The sequence below is a fragment of the Arthrobacter sp. YAF17 genome, assembly GCF_052113365.1.
Taxonomy (GTDB): domain Bacteria; phylum Actinomycetota; class Actinomycetes; order Actinomycetales; family Micrococcaceae; genus Arthrobacter.
Map to the genome: position 1 here is coordinate 90704 of NZ_JBFRDB010000007.1, position 20691 is coordinate 111394.

Annotated in this window: 20 protein-coding genes; 10 read left to right on the forward strand and 10 right to left on the reverse strand. The window is 67.2% G+C overall.

The window, feature by feature from the left end:
• Positions 1 to 21: 21 nt before the first annotated feature.
• The 6 genes from AB4Y67_RS07905 to AB4Y67_RS07930 form a co-directional block, all read right to left on the reverse strand.
• Positions 22 to 1122: a mandelate racemase/muconate lactonizing enzyme family protein gene (locus AB4Y67_RS07905; protein WP_441405231.1), complete on the reverse strand. Its 1101-nt coding sequence runs from the start codon at positions 1120 to 1122 to the stop codon at positions 22 to 24.
• Positions 1112 to 2017 (reverse strand): LysR substrate-binding domain-containing protein, encoded by a 906-nt coding sequence (locus tag AB4Y67_RS07910; RefSeq protein ID WP_441405232.1) that lies wholly within the window; start codon positions 2015 to 2017, stop codon positions 1112 to 1114. Before AB4Y67_RS07910 ends, AB4Y67_RS07905 begins: the two co-directional genes overlap by 11 nt.
• A gap of 280 nt (positions 2018 to 2297) precedes the next feature.
• Positions 2298 to 3824: a dihydrolipoamide acetyltransferase family protein gene (locus AB4Y67_RS07915; RefSeq protein WP_441405233.1), complete on the reverse strand. Its 1527-nt coding sequence runs from the start codon at positions 3822 to 3824 to the stop codon at positions 2298 to 2300.
• Positions 3825 to 3880: 56 nt separating this feature from the next.
• Positions 3881 to 4861 (reverse strand): alpha-ketoacid dehydrogenase subunit beta, encoded by a 981-nt coding sequence (locus AB4Y67_RS07920; protein ID WP_441405234.1) that lies wholly within the window; start codon positions 4859 to 4861, stop codon positions 3881 to 3883.
• Positions 4861 to 6108 carry a pyruvate dehydrogenase (acetyl-transferring) E1 component subunit alpha gene (gene pdhA, locus AB4Y67_RS07925; protein ID WP_441405235.1) on the reverse strand — a complete coding sequence of 416 codons (1248 nt, stop codon included), beginning with the start codon at positions 6106 to 6108 and terminating at the stop codon, positions 4861 to 4863. The genes AB4Y67_RS07920 and pdhA overlap by 1 nt, the downstream gene beginning before the upstream one ends.
• Positions 6109 to 6255: 147 nt before the next feature.
• On the reverse strand, positions 6256 to 7374 hold the full coding sequence (locus AB4Y67_RS07930; protein WP_441405236.1) for a histidinol-phosphate transaminase: 1119 nt from the start codon (positions 7372 to 7374) through the stop codon (positions 6256 to 6258).
• Between the two features lie 97 nt (positions 7375 to 7471).
• On the opposite strand from AB4Y67_RS07930, the gene AB4Y67_RS07935 reads away from it, so the two are divergent.
• Positions 7472 to 7858: a phage holin family protein gene (locus tag AB4Y67_RS07935; protein WP_441405237.1), complete on the forward strand. Its 387-nt coding sequence runs from the start codon at positions 7472 to 7474 to the stop codon at positions 7856 to 7858.
• Between the two features lie 40 nt (positions 7859 to 7898).
• Here the strand turns inward: AB4Y67_RS07935 and AB4Y67_RS07940 are convergent, their stop codons facing one another.
• Positions 7899 to 9266: a hypothetical protein gene (locus tag AB4Y67_RS07940; protein ID WP_441405281.1), complete on the reverse strand. Its 1368-nt coding sequence runs from the start codon at positions 9264 to 9266 to the stop codon at positions 7899 to 7901.
• 62 nt (positions 9267 to 9328) lie between these two features.
• Positions 9329 to 9712, reverse strand: a complete 384-nt coding sequence (locus tag AB4Y67_RS07945) for a hypothetical protein (protein WP_441405238.1) — start codon at positions 9710 to 9712, stop codon at positions 9329 to 9331.
• Positions 9713 to 9874: 162 nt separating this feature from the next.
• Here AB4Y67_RS07945 and purB point away from each other — a divergent pair, with 162 nt between their 5' ends.
• From purB to AB4Y67_RS07965, 4 genes are all read left to right on the forward strand, one after another.
• Positions 9875 to 11317 (forward strand): adenylosuccinate lyase, encoded by a 1443-nt coding sequence (gene purB / locus AB4Y67_RS07950; protein WP_441405239.1) that lies wholly within the window; start codon positions 9875 to 9877, stop codon positions 11315 to 11317.
• A complete protein-coding gene (locus tag AB4Y67_RS07955; RefSeq protein ID WP_441405240.1) occupies positions 11314 to 11994 on the forward strand; it encodes a histidine phosphatase family protein in 681 nt (226 codons plus the stop codon). Before purB ends, AB4Y67_RS07955 begins: the two co-directional genes overlap by 4 nt.
• Positions 11995 to 12088: 94 nt before the next feature.
• Positions 12089 to 12592 carry a GNAT family N-acetyltransferase gene (locus tag AB4Y67_RS07960; RefSeq protein ID WP_441405241.1) on the forward strand — a complete coding sequence of 168 codons (504 nt, stop codon included), beginning with the start codon at positions 12089 to 12091 and terminating at the stop codon, positions 12590 to 12592.
• A gap of 116 nt (positions 12593 to 12708) precedes the next feature.
• The gene (locus AB4Y67_RS07965; RefSeq protein ID WP_441405242.1) at positions 12709 to 13143 is read left to right on the forward strand and encodes an acyl-CoA thioesterase; all 435 of its coding nucleotides are present in this window, start codon (positions 12709 to 12711) and stop codon (positions 13141 to 13143) included.
• 55 nt (positions 13144 to 13198) lie between these two features.
• On the opposite strand, the gene AB4Y67_RS07970 is transcribed toward AB4Y67_RS07965, so the two are convergent.
• Positions 13199 to 13591 (reverse strand): nuclear transport factor 2 family protein, encoded by a 393-nt coding sequence (locus AB4Y67_RS07970; RefSeq protein ID WP_441405243.1) that lies wholly within the window; start codon positions 13589 to 13591, stop codon positions 13199 to 13201.
• A 276-nt stretch (positions 13592 to 13867) separates the two neighbouring features.
• Here AB4Y67_RS07970 and AB4Y67_RS07975 point away from each other — a divergent pair, with 276 nt between their 5' ends.
• The 3 genes from AB4Y67_RS07975 (at position 13868) to AB4Y67_RS07985 (ending at position 17922) form a co-directional block, all read left to right on the forward strand.
• Positions 13868 to 14950, forward strand: coding sequence for an extracellular solute-binding protein (locus AB4Y67_RS07975; protein ID WP_441405282.1), 1083 nt, complete (start codon positions 13868 to 13870; stop codon positions 14948 to 14950).
• 93 nt (positions 14951 to 15043) lie between these two features.
• Positions 15044 to 16111: an ABC transporter ATP-binding protein gene (locus AB4Y67_RS07980; protein ID WP_441405244.1), complete on the forward strand. Its 1068-nt coding sequence runs from the start codon at positions 15044 to 15046 to the stop codon at positions 16109 to 16111.
• A 38-nt stretch (positions 16112 to 16149) separates the two neighbouring features.
• Positions 16150 to 17922, forward strand: a complete 1773-nt coding sequence (locus AB4Y67_RS07985; RefSeq protein ID WP_441405283.1) for an ABC transporter permease — start codon at positions 16150 to 16152, stop codon at positions 17920 to 17922.
• On the opposite strand, the gene AB4Y67_RS07990 is transcribed toward AB4Y67_RS07985, so the two are convergent.
• Entirely contained in the window at positions 17919 to 18983 is a 1065-nt protein-coding gene (locus tag AB4Y67_RS07990) for an FUSC family protein (protein ID WP_441405245.1), read from the reverse strand. The two genes, AB4Y67_RS07985 and AB4Y67_RS07990, sit on opposite strands and share 4 nt — an antisense overlap.
• Before the next feature lie 218 nt (positions 18984 to 19201).
• Here AB4Y67_RS07990 and mscL point away from each other — a divergent pair, with 218 nt between their 5' ends.
• Both mscL and AB4Y67_RS08000 read left to right on the forward strand, forming a co-directional pair.
• Positions 19202 to 19690 carry a large conductance mechanosensitive channel protein MscL gene (gene mscL / locus AB4Y67_RS07995; protein WP_441405246.1) on the forward strand — a complete coding sequence of 163 codons (489 nt, stop codon included), beginning with the start codon at positions 19202 to 19204 and terminating at the stop codon, positions 19688 to 19690.
• A gap of 63 nt (positions 19691 to 19753) precedes the next feature.
• Positions 19754 to 20662, forward strand: a complete 909-nt coding sequence (locus AB4Y67_RS08000) for an ACT domain-containing protein (RefSeq protein ID WP_441405247.1) — start codon at positions 19754 to 19756, stop codon at positions 20660 to 20662.
• Positions 20663 to 20691: the final 29 nt, after the last annotated feature.

A 20691-nucleotide genomic window follows, 5' to 3' on the forward strand; every position in this document is an offset into this window, starting at 1 on the left:
AAAGGATACGGGCAGAACGGCTTAGTCCTGGCGGTACTTTCGCAGTTTGTCGGCGTCGATGGCCGCGCCGACGCCGGGGACCTCACGGACCCGGATGGCGCCGTCGGCGATCTTCAGCGGTTCGGCGAGGAGGTCGTCGGTCATGTCCAGGTAGTTGGAGAGTTCCCCTGCACGCCGGGAGGTGGCCTCGAATGCCGCGCCAAAGGTGACCGTGGCGAGGCTGCCGACCTGGGTGTCGATCTGGTTGCCCATGGTGACGTCCACACCGAGCCCCTCACAGAGGCCGAGGATCTGCTGGGCTTCGGTGAAACCGCTGCGCGCGGTCTTGATGCAGATCGCGTTGCTGCCACCTGAAAGCAGCTCCCGGGAGACGTCGCCCAGGGTGGGAACACTTTCGTCGCCCACAATCGGGATGCTCGAGTTCTGCACCAGCCGGCGGCGGCCCAGGGCCTCTCCGGCGTCGCACGGTTCCTCCAGCATGGACAGGCCAAGGCCCTCGGTCCGGCGGAGGACCTCCACGGCCTCATTCGCCGTCCAGCCGCGGTTGGCATCGAGGTAAATCTCTGTGTCCGTTCCGAGCCCCTCCCGCAGGACATGGCAGGCCTCCACGTCGAGGGAGAGCGGCCGCCGCCCGGTCTTCAGCTTGAACGTGTTGATGCCGTACGTTTCGCGGAAGCGGAGCGCTTCTTCGAGGAGATCGGCGGCGGGCTTGAAGCCAAGCATGTGGGAGACCCGCATGCTGTCCGTGAAGCCGCCCAGCAGTTTGTGCACCGGCGTGCCCAAGGAGATTCCGATAACATCCCAGAGCGCGATGTCCAGGGCGCCCTTGGCCGTGGGGTTATTGACCGTGCGGCGGAGCAGCTGCTGGACCTTTGAGCGGTCCAGTGGATCAAGCCCGACGAGCTGCGGGGCAAAGACCTTGGTCACCACCGAGACGATCGAGTCCTGGGTTTCGCCGTACGTGTAGGGCCGCGGCGGGGTGTCGGCGACACCACAGATGCCGGTATCCGTGTAGATCCGGACCAGCACGTGGTCCGCGGAGGTCACCTCACCGCTGGCGAACTTCAGCGGGCGCGCGTAGGGAATCGAGTACGGGATGGCCTCAATACGTTCAATTTTCACGGCTGGGTTCCTTTGGCGCGGCTGTGGGCAGGGAGTCGAAAAGTTGCAGGAAACTGCGCAGGAGGGGCGTTTCGGTGTTGCGGTTCCACGCGACCGCGAGGTCGACCGGCGGCGGATTGCGCAGCGGGCGGAACACCACGCCCTGGAAGGAGAACATCCTGGACGTCATTGGCACCAGGGCGATCCCCATCCCGGCGGCAACGAGCGAGAGGAGGGTCGAGGTCTCCCTCGCTTCCTGGACAAGCCGGGGCTGGAACCCGGCCTTGCGGCAGGCGTCCACCACGATGCTGCTGACGGCGGAGTAGCTTGGATAGCCGATGAAGTCCTGGCCGGCGAGGTCGGCCAGCTCGAGGATCCCAGTGTCAGCCAGCGGTGAATCGGCCGGGAGGGCGGCAACAAGCTGATCTTGTTCCAGCAGTTTGAGCGCGACATCTCCGGAACGGACCGGCGGCCGGAGGACAGCGACGTCGATCCGGCCCTCCTCCAGCGCGGACTCCATTTGTGGTGTCAGCATCTCGCCTTGAACGGTGATGCGGAGGCCAGGAAGGGCGCGGCGGGCGGCCTGGACGATGCTGGGCATGAGCCGGTAGGTGGCGGTCCCGGTGAAGCCGACGCGGATGACGCCGGTGGCGCCGGCGCCGACCTGCTTGACGTCCTCCTCGAGAGACTCGAGTTCCTGGAGCAGCAGCCGCCCCCTGTCCAGGAGGACCTGCCCGGCAGGCGTGAGGTCAACCTTGCGGGTGGTGCGCAGCAGCAGGGGCGTGCCGAGCTGTTCCTCGAGCTGCCTGATCTGCTGGGACAGCGGCGGCTGGGCCATGTGCAGCCGCTGGGCCGCGCGGCCGAAATGGCGTTCCTCGGCCACGGCAATGAAGTACTTGAGGTGGCGCGTCTCCATTGAAGCTCCCGGGCAGCTCGGAGCAGGCGAAATGCCGTGCTCAGATCAGCTTAGGAGGACCTATTAGTAAGGGGAAATATCTATTTGGAAGCTATTGGGACGTTTTGCATATCAAATTAGCGGACCTCGCGACGTTCCTGCCCGGTTACCGGCCGCGGGTAAGCGTTCCAGCCCCGGCGCGCCGCGGAAATGCGCGGGCGCCGGGTGGGCAGGGCCGAGGTAACTGGGCAGGAGCGTTGCCGACGGGCCGAGGGCCGAGCAGCCAGCCCGGGCCCGCGGATCAGTCCAGGAGCAGCGCTGGCTCTTCCAGGATCGACGCGACGTCGGCCATGAACCGTGCCGAGAGGTCGCCGTCCACCACGCGGTGGTCGAAGGAGCCGCCGAGGGTGGTGATCCAGCGCGGAATCACTTCGCCGTCGAGGACCCAGGGCTTCTGCTTGATGGTGCCGAAGGCCACGATGGCGACCTCGCCCGGGTTGATGATCGGCGTGCCGGTATCGATCCCGAGGGCGCCGATGTTGGTGACGGTCAGGGTGCCGCCCTGCATCTGGGCGGGCTGGGTCTTGCCTGCCCTGGCGGTGGTGGCGAGGTCGTTCAAGGCCAGCGCCAGCTCCTTGAGCGAGAGATCCTGGGCGTTCTTGATGTTCGGGACCATCAGGCCGCGGGGCGTTGCCGCAGCGATCCCGAGGTTCATGTAGTGCTTGACATGGATCTCGGCGGAGTCGGCGCCGTCCGGGTCGTCCACCCAGGTCGCGTTGACGCTGGGGTTGCGGGCCGCGGCCCAAATCACCGCCTTGGCGAGGATCAGCAGCGGCGAAACCTTGATGCCTTCGAAATCGCGGGAGGCCTTGAGCCGCTTGACGAACTCCATGGTCCGGCTGGCGTCGACGTCGACGAAGATGCTCACGTGCGGGGCGGCGAAGGCCGACTCGACCATGGCCCTCGCGGTGGCTTTGCGGACGCCCTTGACCGGGATCCGTTCGATCCGCTGTTCCTGCGGCCGTCCGGTCTTGCCCCAGAAGCTGTCCGCCTTGTCCACCTCCGCGTCGCGCTGGGCCTGGTAGCTGACCAGGTCCTCGCGGGTCACTTCGCCGCGGGCGCCGGTGGGGATGACGTCCGACAGGTCGATGCCGAGGTCGCGGGCGATCTTCCGCACGGGCGGCTTGGCCAGGACCCTGCTGACGAGGCCGCTGATGGCGCCGCCGAGGGTGGGGCGCAGGTCGATGCTCTCCGCGGCTGCCGGGCGCTCCGCGTGGGCGACGGATTCCGGGCTGATCCGGATGTCGTGCGCCTCCACCGGCTCGGCCGGCGGGACGGGAGCGGCGACCGGGCCGGTCCCGGCCGCAGGCTTCGCCGCCGGGGCGGCGACCCGACGGCGGCGCTTGACAGCGTCGGCCTTGGGGCCCGAACCGACCAGCGGACCGCCGGCCGGGCGCCCGGCGGATTCCCCGGCGTCGGGCGTGTCCGCTTCCAGCTTCCCGTACATGGGTGCCTCAACCGGCGCAGTAGCGGGCTCGACGGCGGCAGCCGGGGCGGCGGGGGCGGCGGGGGTGGCGCCGGAGGGCGCTGCGTCGCTCACGCTGATGATGGGGGTTCCGACGTCGACTGTCACGCCCTCCTTGACCAGCAGTTCCGTGACGGTTCCGGCAAACGGGGACGGCAGTTCGACGAGGGACTTGGCAGTCTCGATCTCACAGATGACGTCATTGACGGCCACAGTGTCGCCCGCCTTGACCTTCCAGGAGACGATTTCGGCCTCGGTCAGCCCCTCGCCCACGTCGGGGAGGTTGAACTTATGGAGAGTCATGGTGTCCTTGATTTGGGAGGCGTCTCAGTACGGGGGCGTCAGCAGGAAAGGGCCGGTCAGTAGGAAAAAGCACGGTCCAGTGCCTCAAGGAGGCGGTCGATGTCCGGGAGGTAGTCTTCCTCCACCTTCGCCACCGGGTAGGGCATGTGGAAGCCGCCGACGCGGATGACGGGCGCCTCGAGTGAGTGGAAGGCACGCTCGCTGATCCGGGCAGCGATTTCGCCGCCGATTCCTCCGAAGGTCGGGGCCTCGTGGGCCACAATCAGCCGGCCGGTCTTTTTGACGGATTCGGTGACGGTGTCGAAGTCGATCGGCGAGATGGAACGCAGGTCGATCACCTCGACGCTGTGGCCGTCCTCGGCAGCGGCGTTGGCCGCGGCCAGGGCCACCGGTACCAGCGGGCCGTAGACCACCACAGTGGCGTCGGTGCCTTCGCGGAGCACGTGCGCCTTGAACGGGTCCGCGGAGTGTCCGGGGGCTTCCGTGTCCACCTCGCCCTTCAGCCAGTAGCGGCGCTTCGGCTCGAAGACGATCACGGGGTCCTGGCAGTCGACGGCCTGCTGGATCATCCAGTAGGCGTCGTGCGGGTTGGACGGGGTGATGATGCGCAGGCCGGCGGTGTGCGCGAACAGCGCTTCCGGGGACTCCGAGTGGTGTTCGATCGAGCCGATTCCGCCGCCGTACGGGATCCGGATGACCACCGGCACGGTCAGGTTGCCGTTGCTGCGGGAGTGCATTTTGGCCAGTTGGGTGGTGATCTGGTTGAAGCCCGGGAACACGAAGCCGTCGAACTGGATCTCGCAGACGGGGAGGTAGCCGCGCAGGGACAGTCCGATCGCGGTGCCGATGATGCCGGACTCCGCCAGCGGGGTATCGACGACGCGGTCGGCGCCGAACTCGGCGATGAGGCCGTCGGTGACCCGGTAGACACCGCCCAGGGGTCCGATGTCCTCGCCCATCAGCAGGGCACGGGGGTTGTTGGTCAGGGTTGCGCGCAGGCCTTCGTTGATGGCCTTGGCAATGGTCATGGTGGTCATCAGTTGGCCGCCTCCGTGTCGGCAGGTTCCGTCTCGTCGGCGAATCCTGCGCTGTACTCCTCGAACCAGGCCAGCTCCTCGGCAACGAGCGGGTGGGCCTCAACGTAGGTGTTGGCGAAGGCCGTCCGGATGTCCGGAGTCTCCAGATCGTGGGTGGTCTTGCGGACATAGGCGGCGAGTTCGTCGCCGTCGGCCCTGACCTGTTCGAAGAAGGCGTCGTCGGCGAGACCTTCGGCGCGGAGGTACTTCTCGAGGCGCTCCAGCGGATCCTTGGCCCGCCAGCGGCCTTCCTCGGCGGATTCCCGGTACTTGGTGGGATCGTCGGCCGTGGTGTGCGCGCCGACGCGGTAGGTGAAGGCCTCGATCAGCACGGGTCCCTCGCCCTGGCGGGCACGTTCCAGCGCCCACTCGGTGACGGCGTGGACGGCGATCACGTCGTTGCCGTCCACCCGGATTCCGGGGAAACCGTATCCCTTGGCGCGGTTGGCGAGCGGGATGCGCGTCTGCACGGAACTGGGGACGGAGATCGCCCAGTGGTTGTTCTGGCAGAAGAACACCACGGGGGCCTTGTAGGAGGAGGCGAACACCATGGACTCATGGACGTCGCCTTCGGAGCTGGCCCCGTCGCCGAAGTAGACCATCACGGCAGCCTTGGGCTCCGCCGTCCGGCCGGCTGTTCCGTCGGCAACTGCGGCGGACGCGGCGAACTTCTGGTCGCGCTGGATGCCCATGGCGTACCCGACGGCATGCGGGGTCTGGGCGGCGAGGACCAAGGTGTAGAGGTGGAAGTTGGTGTCCTTGGGGTTCCAGCCGCCGTTGGAGACTCCGCGGAACTGGCGCAGCAGCTCGGCCAGGTCCACGTTGCGGGTCAGCGCGACGCCGTGCTCGCGGTAGGTCGGAAAGATATAGTCCTGCGGCTGGCTGGCACGGCCGGAGCCGATCTGGGCGGCTTCCTGCCCGGTGAGCGGGACCCACAAGGCCAGCTGGCCCTGCCGCTGCAGGGCGGTTGCCTCCACGTCGAAGCGGCGGATTTTCGCCATGTCGGCGTAGAAACCGCGCAGTTTCGCCGGGTCGAGCCGCTCGGCGTATTCCGAGAAAACGGGATCGGAGCCGAGCGTGCCGTCGGGAGCAAGGAGCTGCACCATCGGCTCGGCGGGATCGCCCATGCGGGCTTCGGCTTCCGCCTCGCGCTGGTCCTCTATGTCGGTTCCGTCGAACTCGGTAGAGGGCAGATGTGTGGCGCCCATACCGTCTCCTTGCTTGCCGCATCCGAATGCGCCGCAATCGCTGGGATATATGCCGGACCGGTTATACATTCCCGGTCCGGCATATATTTTGGCTTACTCGTCCCTACTTTAGCCGCAGCGAGGCGGCCGCGGCCGTCATGTTAAGCGCTAGGAACGCCGCGGCGCTTTTGTATAGATCGCACAGAGTTCCAGGAAGCGGGTGTTGGCTTCGGTTTCGCCGATGCTGACCCGTACCCCCTCGTTGGCGAAGGCGCGCACGGACAGGGCCCGCTCCCCTGCAAGGGCGGCGAATTCCGCGCTGTCGGCGCCGAGGTTGAGCCACACGAAGTTGCCCTGGGCCTCGGGCACGAACCAGCCCAGGTCCCGCAGCCCGGCGGTGACACGGTCCCGTTCGTCCACGAGGCTTTGTACCCTTTCTACAACCTCGCCGAAGTGCTCCAGCGACGTCACGGCCGCGGTCTCGGCGATCTGGGAAACGGCGAAGGGCGTGGCTGCGACGCGCAGGTGCTGCGTGAGGTCGGGCTGGGAAACGCTGTAGCCGACCCGCAGCCCGGCAAGGCCGTGGGCCTTCGAGAAGGTCCGCAGGACAACAACGTTGGGGTACTTCCGGTACATTTCGATGCCGTCGACGGCGTGCTCGTCGCGGACGAACTCCTGGTACGCCTCGTCGATGACCACCACGACGTCGGAGGGGACCCGCTGGATGAAGCCCTCCGTTTCCTCGGTGGTGAGGATCGGACCGGTGGGGTTGTTGGGGGTGCACAGCAGGATCATCCGGGTGCGCGCGGTCACGGCTTCGGCCATGGCGTCGAGGTCGTGGCGGCCGTCGCCGGTCAGCGGGATCCGGACACTCTCGGCGCCCGCCAGCCCGACGCAGATCGGGTATGCCTCGAAGGAGCGCCACGCGTAGATGACCTCGTCGGGCTTGCCGTCGTCGTTCTGCCCGGCAAAGGTGGTCAACAGCTGGTTGAGTGCCCCGAGGCTTCCGGCGCCGGTGACGATGTCCTCGGCGGGGACGTCCAGGAACTCGGCCAGCTTTCCGCGCAGCCTGCTGCTCAGCGGATCCGGGTAGCGGTTGAAGTCGGTCTGCGCCGCGATGGCCTGCTGCACTGCAGGGATCGGGGGGAGCGGGTTTTCGTTGGAGGAAAGCTTGTAGCTGGCCAGGCCCTCGACGGGGACGGGCGGCTTGCCGGCCGCGTAGCGGGGAAGAAGGTCTACCACCGGGCGGGGCCGGATGCCCCCGGCCGTGTTCTCTGATGAAGTCATGCCAACCAGCCTACTTCGGGACCGCCCCGCCGTAGTCGGCCGGAATAGGGGGACATGGTCCCTGCCGCTGCCGGTGGGGATATGACAGCATTGCCCCATGCGCTCATTCATCGTTCGCGTCATCATCAACGGGCTGGCCCTGGCAATCGCGTGCTGGATCCTCACCGGCCTGGATATAACCACTGCGGGCAATGGCACCATGAGCATCATCCTGGGCTACTTGTTCATCGGCCTGATCTTCGGCCTCGTCAATGCCTTCGTCAAACCCATCGTCAGCCTGTTGTCGCTGCCGATCACCATCCTCACCCTGGGCCTCTTCACGGTGGTCATCAACGCCGGCATGCTGTACCTGACGTCCTGGATCAGCAGCTACACCACCGTGCATTTCACGATTGACAGTTTCTTCTGGACCGCGGTGTTGGCGGCCCTCATTATCAGCGCCGTGTCTCTCGTGGCGAGCTTTCTTCCCGCGGTCGATCGCTAGGCCCGTCGAACGCCAGGCACAGGGACGATACCCACCCGGGCTACCCCACAGACTTCTGCGTGCGGTCCGCGGGTGTCCCGCCCGGACTCCGCCGTGGGCCCGGTGCTTCGGGCCCTCCCCGCCCCGGCGGCATCGCTTCACGCCGCAGGGAAAACCGCGTCACGGTAGCCGTGCCGCCAGCCCCGACCACGGCAGCTAGCGCGGCGGTCGACGCCGCCAGGGATGGATCCCGGCTTGCCACGACGTCCCGGGCGCCGTCTGCGTACCGTCCCATGGCGTGGCCGGGACCCAGGCCCGGCCCCAGCCATTCCGGTCCGGGGATCGGACCGGTCAAAGTGACAGTCACGCGGTCCTTTGTGTCCGGGTTGGGCAGTCCGTCCGCCCCGGGCACCCAGTCCGCTTCATGCTCCAGGTGCAGGCTGCCGATGCCGCCCGCCGGCTCGATTCCGCCCACCGGGGACCCCGCGGTCAGCACGAACTTCAGGTTGTAGTCGGCCAGGAACGCCTTGTCCCGGCCCAGGTTCATGGCATGGATGCCGCCCTGGCTGTATCCGACGGCGGCCACCTGGTCCCCCGCCTCGGCGCCGGCTTCCGCCAGCGCCCGGCGGACGGCCGCGGCGGTCTCGGCCGAGTCGTAGCCGAGGCCCTCTGCGATGCCGCCGGCGTCGAAGGGGTTGGTGCCCTGCGGCAATCCGTCCAACTGCGTTCCCGGGATAACCACCACCCAGGCGCGGCTGCCGGGCTCCCCCAGCCCCAGGACCTCGATATCCCCGCTGTCCCGGCCGACGGCTTCGGCGCGCAGCAGCAGCCCGGCCGTTGAGACGTCGACCTCCTCGCTCCAGGTTTCCTTGCCGATGATCCGGACCGGCCGCGGGCGCAGGAACTCCAGGCCCGGAGCGTCCGCCAGCCCGCGGACCGCGCCCCTCACGCCGCCGTCGGGCCCTCCTGCCGCGGTCTGGCCGGGAGGCAGCCCGAGCAACAGCGCCAGCCTTGCCGGCGCCATCCCTACCTCGTCCTCGACGGTGTCGCGCAGCGTCACCGGAGGCAGGCCGAACAGCCCCCACAGCGGCCCGTACGCCGGGCCGGTCCGGCCGATCCGCAGAACCAACGCGTTCCGCGCTTCCGCGAACTCGTACTCCCGGTGACTCGCCCGGACTGCGCTGACCAGGCCCTCGAGTTCCATCCGGACGCGACGGACGTCCCGGGCCGCCTCCCCGACGGCGATAATCGCAGTGCTGCCGCTGGTGTACGAGTCGTACTGGTACGCAAACAGGGCGCGGCGCACGGCTTCCGCCTCCTCGTCCACGGCCGCCAGCTCCCGCACGATCCCGTCCAGTGCGGATGCCCCGGCGAGCAATTCCTCGAACTGAAAACTGAGTCCGCCCACTCCGCCCCGGATCCGCAACATCCCGTCCACGGCCGGGACTGGAACGGGCGCAGCACCGGAGCCCGCCGGCGTGGCTTCCGCCATCAGCCCGGCCGGCCCGGGGACTGCACCACGTTCTGGGCATGCCGAAGGACCAGGGTGACAGCCTCCTGCAGGGCCGTCCGGCTGCGGCGCAGGGATGCGGCTTGCAGGGACAGGGCAGTCCGGTAAGCCCGGCCCGCCGGGGACTGCCAGTTCCCCATTTCCACGCTGGCCAGCCGGGCCAACACGGCGTCGGCGTTGTCCGCACAGGCGGCCACCCGGGCAGCCAACTGCTGGACCTCGTAGCTCCGCGATGCGCACGCCGCGGCGTCGGATGCCAATACGGCCCCGGCCGTTCCGCCACCGGCCGTTCCGCCACTGCCCGTGCCGGTGCTGCCGGTCGAGCTTCTTGCGGCGGCGCTGATACTGGCTACTCCGGTGGTCATACCACCGACGCTAGGGCCCCTGCCGCGCAGGCTGAAGTACCCCGCTTCCCCATGTGGACAACCCGGCAGGGCACCGCTCGGGGAACGGGGTACAAACCCGTCCCGAAGTCACATGGATCAGCGCACTTAAGGCCCGGCGGGACTTCGTGAAAGAATCGGGACATGCCTGAAACTGCCGCCACAGCTGACACCCGTACGCCGTCCGGACGCCTGGCCCTCGCCGCGTCCGCAGAACAGATCGCGCTCGGCCCGCTGGACGGCCGGTACCAGTCCGCCGTCGCGCCGCTGGTCGACTACCTCTCGGAGGCCGCCCTCAACCGCGACCGGGTCGCCGTCGAGGTCGAATGGCTCATCCACCTCACCGGCAACAATGTGCTGCCCGGCGCCGGACCGCTGACCGCGGAGCAGCAGGACAAACTCCGCGCCATCGTCACCGAGTTCGACGCCGGCTCGGTCGCCGAACTGGCCGACATCGAAGCCGTCACCGTGCACGACGTCAAAGCCGTCGAGTACTACATCGGCCGCCGCCTGCCCGGCATCGGCATCGAACACCTGACCGCATTGGTGCACTTCGGCTGCACATCCGAGGACATCAACAACCTCTCCTACGCCCTGGGCATCAAGGGCGCCGTGGAGGATGTCTGGCTCCCCGCCGCCCGCAAGCTCGTCGCGCAGATCAGCGCGATGGCGGAAGCCAACCGGGCCGTGCCGATGCTCTCCCGCACACACGGCCAGCCGGCCACCCCCACCACGCTCGGCAAGGAACTGGCCGTCATCGCGCACCGCCTGACCCGCCAGCTGGACCGCATCGCCCGCACCGAATACCTCGGCAAGATCAACGGCGCCACCGGCACCTACGCCGCGCATGTGGCTTCCGTCCCCGGCGCCGACTGGGAGCAGGTCGCCCAGGGCTTCGTTGAAGGCCTGGGCCTGAGCTGGAACCCGCTGACCACGCAGATCGAAAGCCACGACTGGCAGGCGGAACTGTACGCCGACGTCGCGCGGTTCAACCGGATCCTGCACAACGTCTGCACCGACATCTGGAGCTACATCTCGATCGGCTACTTCGTGCAGATCCCGGTCGCGGGCGCCACCGGCTCCTCCACCATGCCGCACAAGGTGAACCCGATCCGCTTCGAAAACGCCGAGGCCAACCTGGAGATCTCCTCCGGCCTGCTGGACGTCCTGGGCTCCACCCTGGTCACCTCCCGCTGGCAGCGCGACCTCACCGACTCCTCCTCGCAGCGCAACATCGGCGTCGCGTTCGGCCACTCGCTGCTCGCCATCTCCAACGTCGCCAAGGGACTGGACCGGCTCAAGGTCGCGGAGGACGTGCTGGCCGCGGACCTCGACACCAACTGGGAAGTCCTGGGCGAGGCCATCCAGATGGTCATGCGCGCGGAGGCCATCGCCGGCGTCGAAGGCATGGAAAACCCGTACGAGCGGCTCAAGGACCTGACCCGCGGGCAGCGCGTTGACGCCGCCAGGATGCAGGAGTTTGTCCAGAGCCTGGGCCTGTCCGCGGACGCCGAAGCCCGGCTGCTGGCGCTCACCCCCGGCAAATACACCGGCATCGCGGACAAGCTGGTGGACCACCTCGCATGAGGCTCCTGCTCATCCGCCACGGCCAGACGCCCGGAAACGTCCTGGGCCAGCTGGACACCGCCCACCCGGGGCCCGGGCTGACCGAGCTCGGCGAGCGGCAGGCCGCCGCCCTGGCGCGGTCGCTGGCGAATGAGCAGATCGACTCCCTTTATGCCTCCACGCTGATCCGCACGCAGATCACGGCCGCGCCGCTCTCGAGCGTCCGGGGCCTGGAGATCGAGGTGCTGGATGGTCTGCACGAAATCGAAGCCGGGTCCCTGGAGAAGCTCACCGACAAGGCATCGCACCTGCGCTACCTGGGAACGGTGTTCGGGTGGGCGGACGGGGAACTGGACCGCAGGATGCCCGGCGGTCCCAGCGGGCACGAGTTCTTCGAACGCTACGATGCCTCGATCGCCCGGATCGCCGCCGCAGCAGCGCCCGGCACAGGCGCGGCGTCCGGCGGAACGGTGGCCGTGGTCAGCCACGGCGCCGCGATCCGCGTCTGGGCGGGCCTTCGGGTCCGCGACATGGAGGCGGGCTTCGCCGCCCGCCATGTCCTCGCCAATACCGGGATTGTCGCGCTGGAAGGGGATCCCGACGCCGGCTGGCGGCTCATCCACTGGGACGACAGCCCGGTGGGCGGCCTGGCGCTGGTGGATCCGACGGCGGAGGACCCCACCGGCCGCACGCTGTAGCCGAATTCTCCGAATCCTAACGCGCAGGAAACACGGCCGAAACCGGCGCTGCCTAGCCTTAATCTGCATAACCCTTCGGCAAAGCGAGGCAGCCATGCAGACGAATCCGCGGCTCAACATCCGGCAGGTCACCTGGGCCAACCCGGTGGGCGCGGACCTCCGCGCCGCCCAGCAGGCCGAACTCGATGCCCGCTTTGGCACGAACGACCACGAACCCGGCCCGCCGCCGTCGGAGGCTGACACGGCAGTGTTCCTCGTCGCCCACGACAAGGCGTCCGGGCAGCCCGTGGGCTGCGGCGGCCTGCGCATCTTGGACAAGCACACGGCCGAGATCAAACGGCTTTATGTGCTCCCGTACACCCGCGGCTCGGGCGTGGCCAGCTCCATCCTCGCGGCCCTGGAGGCGCACGCCCACTCGCTCGGCATCACGTCCATCACCGCGGAGGCCGGCTCGGTGCAGACCGACGGGCGGCAGTTCTACGAGAACTCGGGCTTTGTCACGGTGCCAAACTTCGGGCCGTACATCGGGGTGGAGCACTCCTACTGCTACGCGAAGGCCATCGACTCGCACAGTGCAGCGCACACCGCCATGGCCTGAGCGGCGTCAGCGTTCGACGGCGGCAGCGCCCCATAGTCTGTGGGACAGCCGCCGCCAGGTACCGCAGGGTCCCGTCACACAGGGCCCGCCGGGCCGCCGTCGGCTAACCTCGCACTATGGAACCGGCCGACATCACCTTCCGCACCCGCAAGTGGGTGCGGCCCGAAGACCTCAACGCGAACGGCACCCTGTTCGGCGGAAGCCTCCTGAAGTGGATCGACGAGGAAGCCGCGATCTACGCGATCCTGCAGCTCGGCAACGGCCGGGCCGTCACAAAGTACATTTCCGAAATCAACTTCGTGAGCTCGGCAGTCCAGGGCGATCTGATCGAGATGGGGCTGACCGCCACCCGCTTCGGGCGGACGTCACTGACCATGCGCGCCGAGGTCCGGAACATGATCACGCGCCAAAGCATCCTCACCATCGAGGAGATTGTCTTTGTGAACCTCGACCCGCACGGCAAGCCCACGCCGCACGGGTACACCGAGATCACCTATGACCGGGACCGGATCCCGACGCACCACCTCACCGAGACGCTCGAAGAGGACTAGGCAGGAAGCCGGGCGCTCCGATACCGCTCCGGTGCCCTGAATGCGGCCCGCGGGATTAGACCCAGAAATCGTCAGCCTTCGCCGAGTCTTCGAAGAACTCCCGGCCCTCGGCGATCTTCCCGTCGCGGACCACGAACGTGATGACGGTTCCCATGTCGAGGGTTTTGCCGTTGTTCTCGGCCTGGGTCTGCTGGATCGCGACCGTGTGGTTTTCCCCGGCGACGATTTCCTCGACATTGGCCCGGAAGTTGCCCTGGGTGCGCGCTCCCAGTTCGCCGAAGTACGCCAAGATGGCGTCACGGCCCGTTTTCGTCCCCGACAGCACGCCGCTTCCGGCCACGTGCCACACTGCGTCCTCCGCGAACAGCTCGCTGAGGGTCGCCATATCCCCCGCGTTAAAGGCCTCGTACCCCCGCCGGACCAGTTCTGCATTCTCTGCGGTTCCCATTTCGGGCACCTCCGTCTTCCTCGTCGGATTTTTTGGACGGCTTAAGGCTATTCCCGGCTCGTGGGCCTGTCGATGGCCCGGATGTTCACAGCGTGTTTGGACCCGGGGCGCACAACGTTTACCCGGACACACCAGACTCGACAGGCAAGGACAGCTATTTTATCGATTTGATAGTCATAACCCCTCGATTTGGGTGGCGTCCGCTATAGGCTGGCCGGACAAATGCCATCTGGCCCCGTTCAGAAATGAGTCTCACTCGTGCGCAGATTGAAAACCATGGTTGCCGGCGCCGTCGCCGTCGCCCTTCTTTCCGGTTGTGGAGCGGGCGCCGCGGCCCCCGCCCCGTCCGGAGCCCCTACCGGGCCGGCCGCCGTCGCCCCCTCGGGACCGCCGTCCGGCGAGACGCTGATCGTCTACACCAACTCCAACGGTGAAGGCCGGGGCGAGTGGCTGACGAAGAAGGCGGCGGAAGCCGGCTTCAAGATCGAAGTCGTCGGCGCCGGCGGCGCGGACGCCACCAACAAACTGATTGCCGAGAAGAACAACCCGATCGCGGACGTAGCCTTCGGATTGAACAACATGTACTTCGAGCAGATCAAGGCCGCCGGCGCGATCGCGCCGTACACGCCGTCGTGGTCCGGGGACGTCGACACCGCCAAGGGCGACAAGTCGGACAGCAAGGCTTACTGGCCGCTGGTGCAGCAGGCCATCCTCCTCGGCTACAACTCCGAAAAGTTCAGCAAGGACGAGGCCCCCAAGGACTGGACCGACCTGTGGGCCCAGGACAAGTTCAAGTCCCGCTACGAGCGCGTCACCGGCGTGGGCACCGCCACCGCACAGCTGGTCTTCGCCAGCATTCTGACCCGATACAAGGACGACGGCGGCGATCTGGGCGTCTCGGACGAGGGCTGGAAGCAGATCGAAGGCTACTTCAAGAACGGCACCCCGGCAGTCGCCAAGACCGACCTCTTCGCCCGCATCTCCTCGGGAGAGACGGACATGGGCCAGATGCCGTCATCGATCATCACCGAACGCGAAAAGACGTTCAAGGTCAACGTCGAGACCGTCATGCCGTCCGTCGGCGTACCGCTGGCCATCGAGCAGGTGGCCCTGGTCAAGGGGACGGACAAGCAGGACGAGGCCCTCAAGTTCATCGACTGGTTCGGCAGCGCCAAGACCCAGGGCGAATTTGCGCAGCAGTTCAACTCGATGCCGGTCAACAAGGCAGCGGTCGCGCAGGCCAAGCCGGAGGTCGTCGAGTTCTTCAACACGCTCAAGCAGCAGGACATCGACTGGAACTTCGTGCAGGAAAACATGGGCAAGTGGGTTGAAAAGATCGAACTGGAATACATGAGCTGACCTCGGGCGGGGGGGCGGCAGGCCAGCCGGCCGCCCCCCGCGCCTCTCTTCATTGACAACTCCGCTTCGCCGCTCAGCACAAGACAGGCTGCCATGATCCGTTTCGAGAACATCAAAGTCACCTTCGGCGACTTCACCGCCATTCCCAACCTTGATCTCCAGGTGGAGCCGGGGGAATTCTTCACGCTGCTGGGACCCTCAGGCTGCGGAAAGACAACCGCCCTGCGAACGCTGGCGGGGTTCATCGAGCCGTCCGCCGGCGAGGTATTCGTCGACGGGAAGGCGGTCACCCGGCTGCCGAGCGACAAGCGCCAGGTCGGCATGGTGTTCCAGAACTATGCGCTGTTCCCCAGCATGAGCGTGTGGGAGAACATCGCGTTCGGTCTCCGCGTCCGCAAGGAGAAGCCGGCCGAGAGCGACCGTCTCGTCCGCGATATCGCCCGGCGGGTCGACCTGTCCGAAGAACAGCTGCGCAAGAACGTGGCCGAGCTGTCCGGCGGGCAGCAGCAGCGCGTCGCCGTCGCCCGGGCGCTTGTGCTGCAGCCCAAGATCCTGTTGCTCGACGAGCCGCTCTCCAATCTGGACGCCAAACTGCGCCACCAGCTCCGGCAGCAGCTCAAGGACCTCCAGAGCGAATTCGGCATCACCACGGTCTACGTCACCCATGACCAGGACGAGGCTCTTGCCATGAGCGACCGGGTGGCCGTTTTCAACAAGGGGGTAGTGGAGCAAATAGGCACTCCACAGAGCATCTACGATGAATCGGCCACCGAATTCGTCTGCAATTTCATCGGGGACAGCTCCCGGCTCACCCCCGAGTTCGTCGCGGAGCTGAACCGGCAATCAACTCACGCCCTCGATCCCGCGGCCAACTCCTACCTGCGCGTGGAAAAGGCATCACTCGACCCCGCCGTCGGCAACGGCACAGCTGTCCCGGTGCAGGGAACCGTGGTCTCGAAGACTTACCACGGCCTGCACAGCCGGTACGTCGTTCGTTGCCACGGCGCCGATATCCGGCTGCTGGTCAAGGAAGACGGCGGGACCCACCCCGCCACCGGCAGCACCGCCGCGGTTTACGTCCAGCCCGCCCACGTCCTCCAATACCACCCGGGCACAGGGGCCGCCCTCCGGAGCCAGCTGCAGGAAGTGACCAGCCTGTGAGCACAGCGGGCGGCACGAACGGCCCCGGCGCCAGGAGCATGCTCCGCTCCCCCGCAGTCCTGATCGTCGGGGTGGTGCTGACCTGGTTCATCGCGGCTTTCCTCGTCTGGCCCAACGCGAATGTGCTGATCCAGACATTCTTCCCGGACGGGACCTTCTCCGGGCGCGCCGCCGAAAAGCTCTTCTCCTCCCAGCGGGCAATGAAATCACTGGGCAACAGTTTCCTGCTGGCGGTCGCCTTATCCATCACTGTGAACGTGGTGGGGATCTTCATTGTGCTGGTCACCCAGTACTTCAAGATCCGCGGTTCGAGGATCCTGTTCCTCGGCTACGCCACCACCTTCATCTACGGCGGCATTGTGCTTGCGGCGGGCTACAAATTCATCTACGGGGACAAGGGCATCGTGACCGGCTTCCTGCTGGGATTGTTCCCCGGCATGGATCCCGGGTGGTTTTCCGGTTTCTTTGCCGTCCTGGCCGTCATGACGTTCGCCACCACGACGAACCACATGCTGTTCGTCACCAACGCGCTGAAGGGCGTGGATTACCAGACCATCGAAGCGGCACGGAATATGGGAGCCTCCACGTGGACCATTCTCCGGCGGATCGTCCTGCCGATGCTCAAGCCGACGCTCTTCGCCGTCACCATCCTCTCGTTCCTGACCGGTCTGGGAGCCCTCAGTGCACCACAGGTCCTCGGCGGCCGGGATTTCCAGACCATCACGCCCATGATCCTCACCTTCAGCAACAGCCCGACGTCGAGGGACCTCGCCGCCCTGCTCGCCGTGATCCTCGGCGTGGCCACCATGCTGATGCTGGCGTTCATGACCCGGATGGAAAAGGGCGGAACCTACTTCTCGGTTTCAAAAGTCTCCTCCGGACTGCAGAAGCAGCAGATCCGCAACCCGGCGGCCAACGCCGTCGTCCATGTCCTCGCGTACCTGCTGTTCGCCGTCTACACGCTGCCCGTTGTCCTGATTGTGCTGTATTCCTTCGCCGACGGCGCCGCGATCCAGACCGGCCAGCTGTTGCCGGGGAGCCTGACCTTCGACAACTACATCCGGGTTCTCACCCAGCCCTCGGGCCTGCGGCCGTTCATCATCAGCATCGTCTACAGCGCGCTGGCCGCACTGATCGCCGTCGGCGGCCTGCTCTTCGTTGCCCGGCTCCTGCAGAAGTACCGGAACTGGGTGACGTCGGTGTTCGAGTACCTTCTCCACATCCCGTGGATCCTCCCGTCCGCACTCCTCGCCCTGGGCCTGATCCTCAGCTATGACCATCCGAACCCGCTGGTGGGCGGCGCCGTCCTGACCGGGACCACGGTGATCCTGCTGATCGCCTTCGTGACCGTCAAGATCCCGTTCACGCTGCGGATGCTCAAGGCCTCCTTCGCCTCGGTCAACTCCTCGCTCGAGGAAGCTGCCAGCATCATGGGCGCCAAGACGCTGTACGTGTTCCGCCGGATCCTGCTGCCGATTGTCCTGCCGGCCGCGGCCGCGATCACGGCACTGAACTTCAACAGCATGCTGGATGACTACGACACCGCCATCTTCCTGGCCCACCCGCTGTTCCAGCCCCTGGGACTGGTGATCAAGGCCAACACGGACGGCGCCGAGGGCGTGGACGGCGTCTCGAACACGTTCGTCTACACAGTGCTGCTGATGGTCATCACCGGTGTGACGATGTACCTGGTCTACGGCCGTGCGGGCCGGAAGTCCGCCAGAGCGGCGAAGGCCGGTGCGGACGGGAAGGAAGGAACGACGCCGGCCCTGGTCGAAGCCGCGCCGGCCGAGTCCGTGCGCGTCCCCTAGCCCGCCCGGGCCGCGGTGCGCAGCCGCCGCCACACCGCCGGAGCGAGCACGACGGCGATGCCGACGGCGGCACCGATGACGGTGTCGAAGATCCGGTCCCGCAGCAGGATGCCCGGCGCGGACGGAACCACCAGCAGGGTGGAAATCAGTGCCAGCGGCGTCACGAAGATCTGGGCCAGGACGTACTGGCGGGCGATGAACATCTCTGCCCCGAACTGGCAGGCGGCGATCACCAGCACGGTCTGCCAGGGCGCGGGCTGCAGGAGCAGGATTCCCGCGAGCAGCACCAGCCCGATCGCCGTGCCCACAATTCTTTGCAGCCCGCGGCTCACCCGGTGCCGGGTGCTGTGGCCGACGAGAGGGACGACGGCGGCCACCATCGCCCAGTAGTTATGGCCAAAGCCCAACTGTTTCCCCAGCAGCGTCGCCAGGGTTCCGGCGAGGCCGGCCGCCACGAGGTAGCCGATGCTTTCGAGCAGGGCCGTCCGCTTTTCGCCCGTTGTGAGTGGTGCGGTGGCAGGCAGGATCCACGGTGTCCGGCGGCTCCGGAGCATGCGGGAGGACAGGCCGACCAGCAGGGAGAAGGCGACGGTCAGCACCGCCACCAGCATGGCCTGCCAGAGCGGGGGCTGGTTGGGGATGGAGGCTATCGCGGCGAAGGCAAAGATGTGGAACAGCGATCCCGCGGGCCGGAGCCGCCACCACGCGACGATCAGGGAGCAGCCTCCTGCCACCAGGGTGGTGGCGGCGACCTGGAGCCACACGGTGTCCGCGGCGGACAGGCCCAGGGCCACCCCGGCGCGGGCGGTGAGGGCGGCCAGCAGAATGACCACCAGCATAAGCGTCCCGGCGCGGAACTGAAGGAGGAACCGCTTGGCGTGCGGTTCGTTGCGGCCGTAGATGCCGGCGAAGGCGCCGAAAGAAGCGTAGATGGCCAGGTCCAGCCGGTCCAGGAACACCAGCGTGATCAGCGGGACAAAGACACCGACGGCGCAGCGGATGGCCACCTGGTGGTCCTTGTTGCCGGGAGCCATGGTGAACATCTCGGAGAGCATCTTCACGGGTGGGAGGCGCCTTTCTCGCGGTCGGGTAGTACGGCGGCGGCGCTGGCATCCACGCCTGATTTTACGCCCGGAAGGGCGCGGAGCGGGCCTGGTCATCCATTCATTGGAATCGGACCCGACGGGAGACCGGACCCGAGAGGTGATAGCGTCTAGCGGTTGATCCCGGCGCCGGGGTCACGGCACACAGAGTTACATCAAGGCACACGGAGGACCCCATGCTCAAAGGATTCAAGGACTTTATCCTGCGCGGCAACGTGATCGAACTGTCCATCGCCGTCGTGGTCGGCACCGCATTCACCGCCCTGGTCAGCGCTTTTACCTCGAACATCGTGAACCCCATCATCGCAGCGGCCGGCGGCGTCGAGACCAAGGGCCTGGGCTTTTGGATCTGGCCGGGCAATGACAAGACGTTCGTCAACTTCGGTGCGGTCATTACCGCGTTCGTCACATTCCTGATCACGGCCGGCGTCGTCTACTTCATCTTCGTGGCGCCGATGAACCGGATCAACCATATGGTTAAGAAGCGCCTCGCCACCGCGGAGCCGGAAGAGGAGCCGCTTCCGGCCGACACAGCCCTGCTGGCCGAGATCCGGGACTTGCTGACCCAGATCGCCGGCCCGGAGCACGCCCGGACGGGCGACCACACCGCCCCGGAGCGGGTGGGCGACCGCGCTGTCGAGGCCGCCGGTGAGCGCAGCCGCTAGGCAGAACGAAATCTTCACGGCCCGGCAATAGGTCCGTAACAGCGGGCGGACATCATGGGACCCATGAAGCCCTCAGCCCGTGGCAGAAGACAAGGCAAAACACCGGCCCCGGCCGCCTCCGAGCTGAGCTGCGAAGTCTGCGGCCAGATGCCCGAACCCACCAAGACCCGGCTCACCCTGGCCAACGTCGCCGTGATGTTGCCCGTCGAGCTCCTGGTCCACGCGGCGGTGGTGGGAACGCATCTGCCCTACGTGGCCAAGGTCCTCGTCCTGACGCTGACCGCCACCATCCTGGTCATCTGGGTGGCGGAACCATCCGCGACGCGAATGCTGCGGACCTGGCTGCACGCCCCCGCGTTGCGGCACCGCAGCCGGCTCGGCGACGCACCTGCCCTGTGGCGGGCCCGCACCGTGCTGAAGGACCGGCCCGGTTCGCTGCAGAAGCTCACTCAGGCGCTGGCGCGGCTGGACACCAACATCCTGAGCATCCACGTCCACCCGGTCCACGGCGGCGTGCTGGACGAGTTCGTGCTGTCCGCGCCCGGCGGCCTGCGCGAGGCGGAACTGCTCAAAGCGCTACGCGACGGCGGCGGAAGCGACCCGCATGTCTGGCCCACCACGGCGCTGGCCATGGCCGACGGGCAGACCGGGGCGCTGAGCCTCGCGGCCAGGATCGCGGCCAACCCCGAGGAACTGCCACTTGCCGTGGCTGAGCTGCTGCACGCACGGATCGAAACTGTGCCGGATACGGACACGGCACATGTAGCCAAAGCGGCTCCGCGGACCGGAGCGGGGAAGGCGGGCACGGCGCTGCCAACGGACGGGAGTGTGCTGAGGATCCCGACTGCCTGGCACGGCCCGATCACCTTCAGCCGCCCCGGCGAGCCATTTACTCCGGCGGAATCTGCCCGGGCCCACCGGCTGGCTGAGCTCGCCGAAATCCTCGCGCACCGCCCCGTTTCCGGGCGGTGACGGCGGCGCCGTCCCACGGCTTTCAGCGT

Bases quoted from the DNA above. Each gene is read 5' to 3' on its own strand.
- AB4Y67_RS07910 (WP_441405232.1), bottom strand. From the start codon at position 2,017: ATGGAGACGCGCCACCTCAAGTACTTCATTGCCGTGGCCGAGGAACGC.
- AB4Y67_RS07915 (WP_441405233.1), bottom strand. From the start codon at position 3,824: ATGACTCTCCATAAGTTCAACCTCCCCGACGTGGGCGAGGGGCTGACC.
- AB4Y67_RS07920 (WP_441405234.1), bottom strand. From the start codon at position 4,861: ATGACCACCATGACCATTGCCAAGGCCATCAACGAAGGCCTGCGCGCA.
- pdhA (WP_441405235.1), bottom strand. From the start codon at position 6,108: ATGGGCGCCACACATCTGCCCTCTACCGAGTTCGACGGAACCGACATA.
- AB4Y67_RS07930 (WP_441405236.1), bottom strand. From the start codon at position 7,374: ATGACTTCATCAGAGAACACGGCCGGGGGCATCCGGCCCCGCCCGGTG.
- AB4Y67_RS07935 (WP_441405237.1), top strand. From the start codon at position 7,472: ATGCGCTCATTCATCGTTCGCGTCATCATCAACGGGCTGGCCCTGGCA.
- AB4Y67_RS07940 (WP_441405281.1), bottom strand. From the start codon at position 9,266: ATGTTGCGGATCCGGGGCGGAGTGGGCGGACTCAGTTTTCAGTTCGAG.
- AB4Y67_RS07945 (WP_441405238.1), bottom strand. From the start codon at position 9,712: ATGACCACCGGAGTAGCCAGTATCAGCGCCGCCGCAAGAAGCTCGACC.
- purB (WP_441405239.1), top strand. From the start codon at position 9,875: ATGCCTGAAACTGCCGCCACAGCTGACACCCGTACGCCGTCCGGACGC.
- AB4Y67_RS07955 (WP_441405240.1), top strand. From the start codon at position 11,314: ATGAGGCTCCTGCTCATCCGCCACGGCCAGACGCCCGGAAACGTCCTG.
- AB4Y67_RS07960 (WP_441405241.1), top strand. From the start codon at position 12,089: ATGCAGACGAATCCGCGGCTCAACATCCGGCAGGTCACCTGGGCCAAC.
- AB4Y67_RS07965 (WP_441405242.1), top strand. From the start codon at position 12,709: ATGGAACCGGCCGACATCACCTTCCGCACCCGCAAGTGGGTGCGGCCC.
- AB4Y67_RS07970 (WP_441405243.1), bottom strand. From the start codon at position 13,591: ATGGGAACCGCAGAGAATGCAGAACTGGTCCGGCGGGGGTACGAGGCC.
- AB4Y67_RS07975 (WP_441405282.1), top strand. From the start codon at position 13,868: ATGGTTGCCGGCGCCGTCGCCGTCGCCCTTCTTTCCGGTTGTGGAGCG.
- AB4Y67_RS07980 (WP_441405244.1), top strand. From the start codon at position 15,044: ATGATCCGTTTCGAGAACATCAAAGTCACCTTCGGCGACTTCACCGCC.
- AB4Y67_RS07985 (WP_441405283.1), top strand. From the start codon at position 16,150: ATGCTCCGCTCCCCCGCAGTCCTGATCGTCGGGGTGGTGCTGACCTGG.
- mscL (WP_441405246.1), top strand. From the start codon at position 19,202: ATGCTCAAAGGATTCAAGGACTTTATCCTGCGCGGCAACGTGATCGAA.
- AB4Y67_RS08000 (WP_441405247.1), top strand. From the start codon at position 19,754: ATGAAGCCCTCAGCCCGTGGCAGAAGACAAGGCAAAACACCGGCCCCG.